At 54.9% G+C, this 14,078-nt stretch carries 12 protein-coding genes; all 12 read right to left on the minus strand.

Annotated elements, in window-relative coordinates:
• Positions 1-104 precede the first annotated feature (104 nt).
• Entirely contained in the window at positions 105-851 is a 747-nt protein-coding gene (gene kdsB, locus O1723_RS14000) for a 3-deoxy-manno-octulosonate cytidylyltransferase (protein ID WP_014883223.1), read from the minus strand.
• On the minus strand, positions 848-1,030 hold the full coding sequence (gene ycaR / locus O1723_RS14005; protein WP_006174474.1) for a protein YcaR: 183 nt from the start codon (positions 1,028-1,030) through the stop codon (positions 848-850). The genes kdsB and ycaR overlap by 4 nt, the downstream gene beginning before the upstream one ends.
• Before the next feature lie 45 nt (positions 1,031-1,075).
• Complete coding sequence (locus O1723_RS14010) at positions 1,076-2,305, minus strand: winged helix-turn-helix domain-containing protein (protein WP_023337022.1); 1,230 nt, start codon at positions 2,303-2,305, stop codon at positions 1,076-1,078.
• 44 nt (positions 2,306-2,349) lie between these two features.
• Positions 2,350-3,327 (minus strand): tetraacyldisaccharide 4'-kinase, encoded by a 978-nt coding sequence (gene lpxK / locus O1723_RS14015; protein WP_014883221.1) that lies wholly within the window; start codon positions 3,325-3,327, stop codon positions 2,350-2,352.
• Complete coding sequence (gene msbA / locus O1723_RS14020; protein WP_014883220.1) at positions 3,324-5,072, minus strand: lipid A ABC transporter ATP-binding protein/permease MsbA; 1,749 nt, start codon at positions 5,070-5,072, stop codon at positions 3,324-3,326. Before msbA ends, lpxK begins: the two co-directional genes overlap by 4 nt.
• Positions 5,073-5,108: 36 nt before the next feature.
• Positions 5,109-7,373 (minus strand): ComEC family protein, encoded by a 2,265-nt coding sequence (locus tag O1723_RS14025; RefSeq protein WP_248190779.1) that lies wholly within the window; start codon positions 7,371-7,373, stop codon positions 5,109-5,111.
• A gap of 214 nt (positions 7,374-7,587) precedes the next feature.
• Positions 7,588-7,875 carry an integration host factor subunit beta gene (ihfB, locus tag O1723_RS14030; protein ID WP_008499965.1) on the minus strand — a complete coding sequence of 96 codons (288 nt, stop codon included), beginning with the start codon at positions 7,873-7,875 and terminating at the stop codon, positions 7,588-7,590.
• A 170-nt stretch (positions 7,876-8,045) separates the two neighbouring features.
• Positions 8,046-9,719, minus strand: coding sequence for a 30S ribosomal protein S1 (gene rpsA / locus O1723_RS14035; RefSeq protein WP_008499966.1), 1,674 nt, complete (start codon positions 9,717-9,719; stop codon positions 8,046-8,048).
• 111 nt (positions 9,720-9,830) lie between these two features.
• A complete protein-coding gene (gene cmk, locus O1723_RS14040; RefSeq protein WP_013097305.1) occupies positions 9,831-10,514 on the minus strand; it encodes a (d)CMP kinase in 684 nt (227 codons plus the stop codon).
• 185 nt (positions 10,515-10,699) lie between these two features.
• On the minus strand, positions 10,700-11,983 hold the full coding sequence (aroA, locus tag O1723_RS14045) for a 3-phosphoshikimate 1-carboxyvinyltransferase (RefSeq protein ID WP_014883218.1): 1,284 nt from the start codon (positions 11,981-11,983) through the stop codon (positions 10,700-10,702).
• Positions 11,984-12,051: 68 nt separating this feature from the next.
• The gene (gene serC, locus O1723_RS14050; protein WP_014883217.1) at positions 12,052-13,140 is read right to left on the minus strand and encodes a 3-phosphoserine/phosphohydroxythreonine transaminase; all 1,089 of its coding nucleotides are present in this window, start codon (positions 13,138-13,140) and stop codon (positions 12,052-12,054) included.
• A gap of 162 nt (positions 13,141-13,302) precedes the next feature.
• On the minus strand, positions 13,303-13,995 hold the full coding sequence (locus O1723_RS14055; RefSeq protein ID WP_014883216.1) for a DUF421 domain-containing protein: 693 nt from the start codon (positions 13,993-13,995) through the stop codon (positions 13,303-13,305).
• Positions 13,996-14,078: the final 83 nt, after the last annotated feature.

Raw genomic sequence — 14,078 nt, forward strand, 5'->3', positions numbered from 1 at the left:
AGCGCGCAGAATGAAGATGTCACCCGGTAGAGATCAATCAGGGAAAAGAAAAGCGAAAATTGTGGCGAGAGGACATCCCTCCGAAAGGAGGGATGCAGACGGTATTAACGTAATTCGGCGCGAACGCGCTCAAGATCTTCCGGCGTATCAACGCCCGTTCCTGGTACTTCTTTGGCAACAGCAACGTGAATTTTCTCGCCATACCAGAGCACACGAAGCTGCTCCAGCATTTCGATATGCTCCAGCGGGCTGGGTGCCCAGGTGACATAGCGGCGAATGAAACCGGCGCGATAGCCGTAAATCCCCAGATGGCGCAGGAAGGAATCCCCGATGGTCTCTTTCGAGAGCGCAAAGCGGTCGCGATCCCATGGAATGGTGGCGCGGGAGAAATAGAGCGCATAGCCTTCGGCATCCATCACCACTTTCACCGCATTCGGGTTAAATGCCTCTTCAGCGTGGTGAACAGGCACCGCTAGCGTCGCCATACCCACCTGACGCTGCGCCAGGTTTTCTGCCACCTGACGGATAATAACGGCCGGGATCATCGGCTCGTCGCCCTGCACGTTCACAATGACGGTATCATCGCTGAAACCACATTTCTCAACGACTTCGGCGAGACGCTCGGTGCCGGACTGGTGATCGACGCGGGTCATGCACACTTCACCGCCTGCGGCTTCAACCGCACGGGCGACGTCCGGATGATCGGTGGCAACAATCACGCGATCGGCTCCGGATTCACGGGCGCGTTCAAGGACGTGCACAATCATTGGCTTGCCGTTGATATCCACCAGCGGTTTACCCGGCAGACGCGTTGAGGCATAACGAGCAGGAATAATGACAACAAAACTCATGGTTTGCTCTCTTCTGCCACCAGGGAACGGGCTTCGTTTTCCAGCAACACCGGAATGCCGTCACGCAGCGGGAAAGCCAGACTGTCCAGCTTGCAAATCAGCTCCTGTTTGTCCTGGCTGTAGTAGAGTTTGCCGTTGCACACCGGGCAGGCAATAATTTCAAGTAAACGGTGATCCATAGTTCCTCCGTATGGGTAATCGCTAAAGCTTAACACATTCCTTTTTCAGGGCGTGTCTGTTTCCCAGCCACTTCGACAGGATATAAATAACCCTTCGGGAACGCGTCCCAGCGTGACGTCGCGAGCCCCCTGCCAGAGGGCGAACTCGCTAATGGCGGACGTTAAGCCCTTCTCCAGACTCGCCGTCACCCTGACCCCCTCTTCCAGATAGAGCGCAATGACTTCAAGCGTGCCGGTTTTGCGGTGCATTTTGGCATCCATGCGCCCGACCAGCCGCCCCTTATGCAGCAGGGGTAAAACAAAATAGCCGTACTGACGCTTTGGTGCCGGGGTATAACACTCCAGCCGGTAGCTGAAATCGAACAACTGTTCGGCGCGTTTTCGGTCCCAGACCACCGGGTCGAAAGGCGACAACACTGCGCTGTGGGTTGCCTGGAGATTTCCATCCAGCGCCTTGGGCAGCAAAGGAAGGAGATCCGCATGCAGCCACATCTCTCCCAGCGTTTCTACCGTGACGGGAATAACGCGCTGTTCGCGTTGCCACATCTCCAGCAGCGGCTTCAGCGCGGGCTGGCGCAGGCGGTAATAATCTGCCAGCCATTGCGGCCGGAAAATGCCCAGACTGCGGGCGCTGTTTTCCAGCATGATGGCCTCGGCAGCCTCCTGGGTAAGCAGGTCACGTTCGTCGTCCCAGTGTGGCATCACGCGCTGGGTCAGGTCATAGACGCGCTGAAAATTACGCCGTTCAATCACCATGACCTGGCCGGAGGTGAATAACCCTTCAAGATGACGTTTGTGCGGTTTCCACTCCCACCAGCCGCTTGAGCCTTTTCGCGGATGTTCAAAATCAGCGGAACGCACTGGTCCCTTTTCCTGAATATGGCTGATCAGTTGCTCTATTTCGGCCGCGTGCTCCTGCATCCACGCCTGTCGGTATTTCCAGCCCATCTTTTCTGGGGCAAGCATGCGGTGACGCACCAGGGCAAAATCGCTGCGGGGCAGGAAACAGGCTTCGTGCGCCCAGTACTCCATGAGCTCCCCTTTGCTGAGCGCCTCATCAAGCCAGTGAGAGGGATAGTGGCCCAGGCGGCTGAACAGCACCAGGTAAGGGCTACGGGCAACAATATTAATGGTGTCGATTTGCAGCAGCGACATGCGCTGGATGGCAGAGAGGATATCGGCAGGCTGTGCGCGGCGACGGGGCTTTTTGAGCAGCCCCTGCGCGGCGAGGTGTAAATGACGTGCAGCTGTAAGCGAGAGTTGCGGTAGAGACATGCGTTTTCCTGTCAGTCAAAGCGCTACCAGAACCGCGTAAGCCCTCACTGCACTAACGCAATCAGTTCCTTGAGCAAGTGTTCCGGCTGCTCGCCGCTGAGTACAGCGTCAACCGGCAGATACCACCAGTTTTCTTTCGCAAAGGCACGGCATTTCACCGCATCTTTTTCGGTCATAATGAGCGTTTGTCCCAACGCCGTGAGCGCATCAACCTGCTCTGCCACCAGCGCCTGATGGTCAGCCAGTGGAATGCGTTTTTCAAGCCTGGCACCACACTGCTCAAGCGTTGCGAAGAAGCGCGGAGGATGACCAATCCCTGCCATTGCCACCAGCGAAGGCAGCTCAGCAACCGCCCGGCGTTCACCCGTCACCAGGTTTACCGCCAGTCCCGGCAACAGGTGCATAGGGATTTCACCCGCTTTTGCCTCACCACCGTTTACAATCACCGCATCAACGGACTTCAGACGTGAAGCGCGTTCACGCATAGGGCCGGCTGGCAGCCACCATCCGTTACCGAAACGGCGAACCCCGTCGATGACCACAATCTCTTTATCACGCGCCAGCGCGTAATGCTGCAGACCATCGTCAGTGATGATAATTTGTACCGCGTGTTCGGCAAGCAGCGCCTGCACGGCGTCGCTGCGAACCGGGGAGACTGCCACCGGCGCGCCAGTACGCTGGAAAATCAATACCGGTTCATCACCCGCTTCGGCAGTGGTGGTTTTCTCTGCCAGCAGCAGGGGGTACTGCGCCGCTTTACCGCCATACCCACGCGAGACCACACCCGGGCGGATACCGCGTTTTTGCAGCTGTTCCACGAGCCAGATCACCACCGGCGTTTTACCGTTGCCGCCCGCCGTAAGATTGCCCACAACCACAACCGGCACTGGCGCACGCCAGGCCCGCTTGATCCCCAGACGGTAAAGCAGACGAATGATGCCGCTCACCAGGCCGTAAAGCCAGGAGAGCGGCAAAAGCAGCAGCCACAGCGGGGATTCACCGGACCAGATGCGTGCAATCATTCGCCGAACTGCATCTTATGAAGCTGGGCGTATACGCCGCGGTGTTCCAGCAAAGCTGCGTGGCTTCCGCGTTCAACAATGACGCCATCCTCAACCACCACGATCTCATCCGCCTGCTCGATAGTCGACAGACGGTGTGCAATCACCAGTGAGGTACGGTTCTTTTGCAGTTCGTCCAGCGCCGACTGAATAGCGCGTTCAGATTCGGTATCCAGTGCGGACGTCGCTTCATCCAGAATCAGGATTGGGCTGTCACGCAGCAGCGCGCGCGCAATCGCAATACGCTGACGCTGACCACCGGACAGGAGCACGCCATTTTCACCAATGATGGTATCCAGACCGTTATCCATCTTGTTGATAAAGTCCATCGCATAGGCCATGCGTGCGGCATTCTCGATCTGCTCGCGGCTGTACTCGTCAGTGCGCGCATAAGCGATGTTGTTGGCGACCGTATCGTTAAACAGATGCACGTTCTGAGAAACCAGCGCAACCTGGTTACGCAGCGACTGCAGGGTGTACTCCCGCAGGTCGTGACCGTCCAGGAGAATTTCACCTTCGTTGATGTCGTAGAAACGGGTGATGAGGCTGGCAATGGTGGATTTACCTGAGCCAGAACGGCCTACCAGCGCCACCGTTTTACCCGCCGGAATCGTCAGGTTGATATTGCGCAGAGCGGGCGTATCGCGGCCCGGATAGGTGAAGGTCACGTTGTGGAATTCAACATCGCCACGGGCGCGCTCAATCTCGCGTGTACCTTCGTCTTTTTCCTGCTCGGAATCCAGAATGCTGAACAATGTCTGACAAGCCGCCATCCCGCGCTGGAACTGGGCATTCACGTTAGTCAGAGATTTCAGGGGACGCATCAGGGCGATCATCGAGGAGAAGACCACGGTGATGGTACCCGCCGTCAGCGTCTCCATCACGCTTGGGAAGCTTGCCGCATAAAGGACAAACGCCAGCGCCAGCGAGGCAATCAGCTGAATGATCGGGTCAGAGATGGAAGAGGCCGAGACCATTTTCATCCCCTGCAGACGCATTTTGTTGCTGACTTTGTCAAAGCGTTTGGTTTCGACGTCCTGGCCACCGAAAATTAACACCTCTTTGTGTCCTTTCAGCATCTGTTCGGCGCTGGTTGTTACCTGCCCCATCGTATTCTGCATATTTTTACTGATATTGCGGAAACGCTTGGACACAACGCGGATGGCAATGGAGACAACCGGAGCCAGAACGATCAGGATGAGCGACAGCTGCCAGCTGTAATAGAACATCATGATAAACAGGCCGATGATCGACGCCCCTTCACGCACGACGGTAATCAACGCGCTTGAGGAGGAGGACGCAACCTGCTCTGAATCGTAGGTAATACGGGACAGCAGTGTCCCCGTAGACTGCTTGTCAAAGAATGAGACCGGCATGCCCATCATGTGGCTGAACAGACGACGGCGCATGGTCATAACCACTTTCCCGGATACCCAGGAGATGCAGTAGCTGGAGATATAGCTGGTGATACCACGTAAGATCATCAGCCCGATAACCACCAGCGGCATCCATAGCAACACTGAGCGATCCGTTTTACCAAAACCGTCGTCCAGTAACGGTTTAAGGAGCGATAACATAAAAGTATCGCTGGCTGCGTTGAGGATTAACGCTACACCCGCCACGATCAAGCCTGCTTTAAAAGGTGCAATCATCGGCCAGAGTCGGCGGAAGGTTTGCCACGTGGAGAGATCTTTGTCGTTATGCATTCAAAAAACCAGCATTTGTTGAAATAGCCGCATATTCTACCCGTTATCTACGGGCGCGCCAAACCACTGATGATACCAACGTGGTAAAAATTGATCCCGCAAGCGCCGGATTTGCCAGCGATGTTGCGAGAATGCCACCGATATTTGCCCGGAATGGGGGGTATCTTGCCAGATATACCCCTCTTTTCGATAACGTCGGACCACATTCGCCGACGGAAACCGCCAGGCGTTATAGCGGGCTGCTGAATCCAGCGCAATGTTTCCCTCCACCCGTTGTACCAGCGCCAATGACGATGAGGTATTGCTGCCATGATGGGGAACCTGGATTAACGTCGACGTCAGATGTTGCCAGTAATGGCTAAGCATAGCCTGTTCTGCTGGCGCTTCAATGTCTCCCGTCAGCAGAATACTCTGCTCACCATCGTCCACTTTCACCACGCAGGAGCGGTTGTTTCCCCGAGCCGGGTCATTTTCCAGGGGCCAGTGGACAGTGAAGGTTAATCCCTGCCATCTCCAGCTCTGCCCACGAAAGCAGGGCCGATGCCCCGCCAGACGTAATGGACTTCTTACCCACATCTCCGGCCATGCTTTTTGCAGCGATGCGAGACCTCCTGCATGGTCAAGATGTTCATGGCTGAGAATCACGCCATCTGGCCGCAAATGGTGCCAGCGCAGCCAGGGGATAATTAACCGCTGTGCGCTATCTCCCCCTGGCCAGGCGAGCCCGGTATCATAGAGAATCGCTTTTCCCTGCCGTTCGATGACCATGGCCAGCCCCTGCCCCACATCCAGCATATGTAGCGTCCAGGCATCACTTTTAGCCGTTCGCCAGAGGGGAAATGCCAGCAACAGGCTCCCAGCCAGACACACGGCGGGAACGGTTTTCCAGGCTCGCAAACGCCAGCCGATGATGATAAGCCAGGGCAGTAGCGTCATGTACTGCCAGCGCTGATCCACACTCTGCCAGCCGTCTGGCAAGCGCATCAGTAGCCAGAACAGCCCGGCAAGGGACTTATCGGCTGCAAACCAGATGGCACTTTCCATTCCCCCCAGCGGTAACAGATGGAGCAACATACCGAGTAAAATCAGCGGTACGCTGACAAACGTCACTATCGGCACGGCAAAGAGATTGGCGACCAGAGAGGAGATACTGAAGCCGTGGAAAATCAGCACCTGTAACGGCATGAGCAACACCAGCATGCCGACCTGCAGATAGATCAGATTAAGTAGTGGCCGTATGCGTCGGGCCCACTGCCAGCGAGGAAGAGGCAGCCACTGAAACCAGAAAATCAGCGCCGCGACGGCAAATGCGGACAGGAGCAGACTCTCAGAAAGTATGGCTAAGGGATCGCTTATCAGGATCGCCGCGACACAGCAACACCATACCTGCCACGGCGACCATTGGCGGGAACCGATTCGCAGCGCCGCCAGCACGGCAAGTGCGATGACCGTTCGTAGTGCAGGAGGTTGCAGACCGGTAAGCCAGGCGTAGAAAGCGGCGAAGAACAACCCGGCCAGGAGTGGCATTTGCCAGTGGACCCGGTGGCTGGGGAATATAAACTGGATCGCACGCGCGAGTAACCAGACGAGGGATGCCGCCAGCGTGATATGCAGGCCCGAAATCGCCATCAGATGCAGTGTGCCGGTTTCACGCATCAGGTCTTTTATTTCTCGGGGGACATCCAGACGCTCTCCCATCCCCAGCCCGAGGATAACCGCTCCCCAGCGATAATCAGAAAGTCGGTTTTGCAGCGACATCAGGTATTGCGATCGCAGGCTGCAGTGTCCATCAACAAGTTCCGCATGGGTGAAGCGCCCGCTCAGCGTTTGGTGTCGGGCAATGGCGCTGCGTTGGGGATCATAGCCTCCGTCGTTCAGCTCGCCGTGTGCAGGTCTTAGCCTGAGCATCATCGCCCAACGCTGGCCAGCACATGCTCTCTGTGGCAAATAATTGCCATACAGCGTTACGCCAGTGGACGCCCACCAACGCCGGCCGTTTACGGTACGAATCTTTCCCTGATGCTGAGTTGCACCATCAGTGGCGGTGATCTCTACCTCGGCCTGCACGGCTCTCGTGGTTAAATGCTGCATCGGCCAGACGCTCTCCTGCGCGGCCAGAAGGCCCCACGCGCAAAATAACAGCGCGGTCCCCACATACTTCAGGCGCACGTTTTGGCATGTGCCCAGCACCACCCCGCCCGCCAGCATTATCCAGACGGTATAGCGTGATGGCAGTTCAGGTAACCAGAGTAACGCGGCTATCGCCAGAATGGCGCAGATACATAAAGCGGGAATTCCCATTGCTACCTCCCTGTTTCAGGGGGGCAGTATGCTCGTGGGTGATGCGGCTCGTCAGTTGTGAAGAAAAGGATTTACAGCAAGCGCAGCAAGGTTTTTAACAGGTTGCAGAAAACGCAGCGGGAAATGCGGGATGCCTCCCAGAAGAAAACGACAGGAACAAAAAAAGCACCCGCAGGTGCTTTCTTTCGAACCCAGTTTAACCGGCTGGCTAAACTCAGTTGCCGTAAATATTGGCGCGATCGCGCAGTTCTTTACCCGGTTTAAAGTGTGGAACGTACTTACCTTCCAGCTCGACTTTATCACCCGTTTTCGGGTTACGCCCGGTGCGTGGAGCACGATAGTGCAGAGAAAAACTACCGAAACCGCGGATTTCAATGCGCTCGCCCTGGGCAAGAGTGGAGGCCATATGCTCCAGCATCTCTTTTACGGCATCTTCCACTGCCTTGGCAGGGATATGCGGTTGCTGACTGGCAAGTCTTTCAATCAATTCTGACTTGGTCATGATTCCTCCGGTTCCTTTCAAACCAATTAGCTGAACAGCTCATTAAACAAGGGCGGCCGTAGCCGCCCTTTGTTATTGATTACAGGACGGATCCTGTAATCTGTCAAGTTTGCTCTTCATCCTTCGCGCTGTAAATGCGTTACAGCTCAAATGATGCTGAGAACTTGATATTACTCGCCTTTAGCTGCTTTGAAAGCTTCAGCCATTGCGTTGTTAGAGAAGTTTGCATCTTCCTGTTTGTTAACAGTTGCGATTGCATCTTTCTCATCAGCTTCGTCTTTAGCACGAACAGACAGGCTGATTGCACGGTTCTTACGGTCAACACCGGTGAACTTAGCTTCAACGTCGTCGCCTACGTTCAGAACCAGAGTGGCATCTTCAACGCGGTCACGGGAAGCTTCAGAAGCGCGCAGGTAACCTTCAACGCCGTCAGCCAGCTCTACGGTTGCGCCTTTAGCGTCAACTGCAGTTACTTTACCGTTTACGATTGCGCCTTTCTTGTTCAGTGCAACCCAGTTGTTGAACGGATCTTCTGCGAGCTGTTTAACGCCCAGAGAGATACGCTCACGCTCTGCGTCAACCTGCAGAACAACTGCAGCGATTTCGTCGCCTTTTTTGTATTCACGAACTGCTTCTTCGCCTGCAACGTTCCAGGAGATGTCAGACAGGTGAACCAGGCCATCGATGCCGCCGTCCAGGCCGATGAAGATACCGAAGTCAGTGATAGACTTGATTTTACCTTCAACACGGTCGCCCTTGTTGTGGGTTTCCGCGAACTGCTGCCATGGGTTGTTTTTGCACTGTTTCAGGCCCAGGGAGATACGACGACGTTCTTCGTCGATATCCAGAACCATCACTTCCACTACATCACCAACGTTAACAACTTTGGATGGGTGGATGTTTTTGTTGGTCCAGTCCATTTCGGAAACGTGCACCAAGCCTTCAACGCCTTCTTCGATTTCAACGAAGCAGCCGTAGTCGGTCAGGTTGGTTACGCGACCAGTCAGTTTAGTACCTTCTGGGTAACGCTTAGCGATAGCTACCCATGGATCTTCGCCCAGCTGTTTCAGGCCGAGGGATACACGAGTACGCTCGCGGTCGAACTTCAGCACTTTAACAGTGATTTCGTCGCCCACGTTCACGATTTCGCTTGGGTGCTTAACGCGTTTCCACGCCATGTCGGTGATGTGCAGCAGGCCATCAACGCCGCCCAGGTCAACGAATGCGCCGTAGTCAGTGAGGTTCTTAACGATACCTTTGACTTCCATGCCTTCCTGCAGGTTTTCCAGCAGCTGATCGCGTTCTGCGCTGTTTTCGGATTCGATAACGGCACGACGGGATACAACAACGTTGTTACGCTTCTGGTCCAGCTTGATGACTTTGAACTCAAGCTCTTTGCCTTCCAGGTGCAGGGTGTCACGGACTGGACGAACGTCTACCAGAGAACCTGGCAGGAACGCACGAATACCATTCAGCTCAACAGTGAAGCCACCTTTAACTTTGCCGTTGATAACACCGACCACAGTTTCAGCTTCTTCGTAAGCTTTTTCCAGGGTGATCCATGCTTCGTGACGTTTAGCTTTCTCACGAGAAAGCAGGGTTTCACCGAAGCCGTCTTCTACTGCGTCCAGCGCAACGTCAACTTCGTCACCAACCTGGATTTCCAGCTCGCCCTGGGCGTTTTTGAACTGCTCTGCCGGGATGGCGGACTCAGATTTCAGACCGGCGTCAACCAGTACTACGTCTTTGTCGATAGCAACAACAACACCACGAACGATGGAACCCGGACGGGTTTCGATTTCTTTTAAGGATTCTTCAAACAGTTGAGCAAAAGATTCAGTCATGTTTAATCTTCAGGTTAATATTAACGTCCACCTGGCTCCGTGCCGGATGGGGTTGTTTCACATACCCGCCGTCAATCCATTGCAGCGGGGGTACTGCTAAATCGGTCGCGTTTACGCGAGTGCCAGTTTTTGGCGCGCATATTGTAGCGCTTTTTCAATCACTTGCTCAATAGTTAAACTGGTTGAATCCAGAACTAATGCATCTTCTGCAGGAACAAGTGGCGCGACAGCGCGGTTACGATCGCGATCATCGCGCTCTTTTATCTCGGATAAAAGGCGATCAAAGTTAACACTAAACCCCTTCTCCTGCAACTGAAGCATGCGGCGTTGAGCACGTTCTTCTGAAGAGGCGTCAAGGAAAATTTTTACAGGCGCATCAGGGAATACCACGGTGCCCATATCGCGTCCGTCGGCGATCAACCCCGGGGCTTCGCGGAACGCACGCTGGCGACGTAACAGCGCCTCGCGCACACGCGGGAAGGCCGCAACCTGAGAGGCCGCATTCGCCACTTCCTGCGTACGGATTTCACCGCTCACGTCTTCCCCTTCAAGGATCACTTCCAGGTTGCCATCGGTAGACACAAAACGGACATCCAGGTGCGCAGCCAGCGGTACCAGCGCTTCTTCAGAGGCGACATCGACATGATGATGCAGCGCAGCCAGCGCCAGCACGCGATAGATTGCGCCCGAATCTAAAAGATGCCATTGCAATGCTTCCGCCATCGCTTTGCACAGGGTACCTTTCCCTGCGCCACTCGGCCCATCAATGGTGATTACCGGGGCAACTGCCGTCATCTTTTTCTCCTTAAATAAGGCATACCGTTAACATGAACGCCGCGCATTATACGCGCCAACGTGCGCAACTGTTACCTTTGCGTGCAAATTACGGAATGATTGAAGCAGAGTGTAGAAGAAATGAGCGGAAGTGTTCGTCAGGAAGCGTAAGGAAATGCCGCATCGAAGGATGCGGCATAACGCTATCAGGCCAGCGTACTGATGCGCGCCAGCTGCTCGAAGTAGTCCGGGAAGGTTTTCGCCGTACATTTCGGGTCAAGAATGGTCACAGGCGTGTCGGACAGCGCCACCAGCGAGAAGCACATCGCCATACGGTGATCGTTGTAGGTGCCAATTTCTGCGAACTGCAGTTTTGCCGGAGGGGTGACGCGAATGTAGTCTTCGCCCTCTTCCACCTCAGCCCCCACTTTACGCAGCTCGGTCGCCATCGCGTACAGACGGTCAGTCTCTTTCACGCGCCAGTTGTAGATGTTGCGCAGCGTGGTGGTGCCTTTGGCAAACAGCGCAGCCGTGGCGATGGTCATCGCCGCATCCGGAATGTGGTTCATGTCCATATCAATGGCATTCAGCTCGCCGCGGGTACAGGAGATGAAATCATCGCCCCAGGTGACAGTGGCGCCCATTTTCTCCAGCACGTCGGCAAAACGGATGTCGCCCTGCACGCTGTTGCGGCCAATCCCGGTCACCTTCACGGTGCCGCCTTTGATCGCGCCCGCAGCCAGGAAGTAAGAGGCCGATGATGCATCGCCTTCAACCAGGTAATTGCCCGGAGACTGATACTGCTGCGCCCCACGCACCACAAAACGCTGATAAGACTGGTTTTCCACCTCGACGCCGAAGGTTTTCATCAGGTGCAGCGTGATATCAATGTACGGTCTGGAGACCAGCTCACCTTTAATCGAGATAACCGTATCCTGCGGTGCCAGCGGCGCGGTCATCAGCAGGGCCGTCAGGAACTGGCTGGAAACGCTACCGTCCACCTCGACGTCACCGCCGCTAAAGCCCCCGCGCAGACGCAGTGGCGGATAATTTTCCTGCTCAAGATACTCAATCTGCGCGCCACCCTGACGCAGGGCATCGACCAGATGGCCGATCGGACGCTCTTTCATGCGCGGCTCGCCGGTCAGCACGATGTTATTGGTGCCCAGACACAGCGCCGCCGCCAATGGACGCATCGCGGTACCCGCGTTGCCCAGAAACAGCTCGAGCTCTTCACCCGAACGCAGCGCGCCGCCGTTGCCGGTCACTTCACAGCGGGTACGATCGTCAGAGAGAGTGTAATGAACACCCAACGCTTTCAGCGCATTGAGCATGTGGCGTACGTCATCGCTGTCCAGCAGGTTTGTAAGGACGGTGGTGCCGTTTGCCAGAGCTGCCAGCAGCAGAGCGCGGTTCGAGACACTTTTTGAACCAGGCAGATTGATGGTGCCATCTACCCGCGCGATAGGTTGTAACGTCAGGGATTCCATGAAACTTAACTCTCAACTCAACATAATAAAAACCCCGCAGGGACGCTGCGGGGGTGAAAAACAGCAAATTAACCGTGACGACGTTCGAAATCGATCATGAAATCAGTCAGGGCTTTAACGCCTTCCAGCGGCATCGCGTTATAAATAGAGGCACGCATCCCCCCCACCACACGATGACCTTTCAGCGCGTGCAGACCTGCCGCGAAGGACTCTTTCAGGAACACGTTGTCCAGGTTGCTGTCTGCCAGCTGGAACGGCACGTTCATGCGGGAGCGGTTAGCTTTCGCCACATCGTTACGGTAGAAATCGCTTTTGTCGATCACGCCGTACAGCAGTTCAGCTTTCTGCTGATTGACCTTGTCCATCTGCGCCACACCGCCGTTTTGCTTCAGCCATTTGAAGACCAGGCCCGAAAGGTACCAGGCAAACGTCGGTGGCGTGTTGAACATGGAGTCGTTATCGTTCAGCACGGTGTAGTCGAGAATTGACGGGCAAGACGTATGGGCTTTCCCCAGGAGATCTTCACGTACAATGACGATTGTCAGGCCTGCAGGACCGATATTTTTCTGTGCGCCTGCATAGATAACGCCGTAGCGGCTGACATCAATCGGGGCAGAAAGAATGGTGGAGGAGAAGTCGGCGGCAACCACAACATCGCTGGCGAAGTTTGGCGTCTCGTCGATGGCAATCCCGTCGATAGTTTCGTTCGGGCAGTAGTGGAGATAGGCTGCGTTATCAGAAAGCTGCCATTCGCTCATGGGCTTCACGGCGCGCAGACCGTCAACGGTCACTTTGGCGTCGATAACGTTCGGCGTGCAGTATTTGTGCGCTTCTTTAACGGCGCTTGCCGCCCAGTAGCCCGCATCAACGTAGTCAGCCGTCGTTTTATCGCCAAGGATATTCAGCGGTACGCCAGCAAACTGGCCGCGTCCGCCGCCGTGACAGAACAATACTTTGTAGTTCGAGGGAATATTCAGCAGATCGCGAAAATCCTTTTCTGCCTCTTCCGCCACCTGAATAAACTCTTTACCACGGTGGCTGATTTCCATCACCGACGTACCGAGACCGTTCCAGTCACAAAGTTCCTGTTGAGCCTGTTTAAGCACGTCTGCCGGTAACATCGCCGGACCTGAACTGAAATTAAAGACTTGAGCCATTTCCCCTCACCACGCTAAAAGCCATAAGTTATAACTGTGGATATCGGTTTTATCATTCAGTGACACGCGCCGCAATGTCTAAAACTTATGACCCGTGAAATGTGGCTCACATCACACAAAACAATCTGCCGCCTCGCCAGGACAAAACCGACAAAATGGCTGTCAGGTGATCCGTTTAGCCCGGCTAACCTTCGTCCATTCTGGATTCGTACAGCGAGGGCATAATTGATGATCGCCTGCCTTCATCACCACCACATGACTACATTTTATACAGGCATATTCGCCCGCATCGGGGACGGTTTTGTATCGCTCAATGAGCATATCCGGCAGGATGCATAACCCCGGCTTCACCTCGTCATCATGATAGTAATACACGCTGATTTGACCGTTCGTTTCCATAATGGCCAGACGCACCTGTCCGAGTTGTTCGACGCTGTTCAGACGCAATTCCATAAAAAATTCGAACTCGGTCATATTGGCACTTTGCACATTTTCCCAGGCCAACTGTCCGTCTTCGACAATCACCACAGGCTTCCCTTCCAGCAGATCTTCCAGCTTTTCGCTCTTCGACATCAGCCACATCACAAGGCGGTACAGCAGCGCCAGCGAGACAAAGACGATAAAGACCGGCACCATCGGCACATCGTCATAAAAGGCGACATCCCCCGCCGCTGACCCCAGCGTGAGGATGATTAACACTTCAAAAAGCGACATCTGCCGCACACCGCGACGGCCCGTAATCTTGAGAAACAGAAAGACAAGAACGAAGGTATACAGGCTCCGCAAAGCCACTTCGCCTAAAAACTCGGGGGGAACTTTATCAAACGCCATCCGCTGGAGATCAAATGCTTTCATTTTTCTATGCCTTAACAGTCAGTTACTGCCACTAAGCATAGCCCAGCCTTTTATTTTCGCCGAAGATAGCACCCGTCACGCAA

It is taken from the genome of Enterobacter cloacae complex sp. HYC080_NIDB (assembly GCF_056673325.1).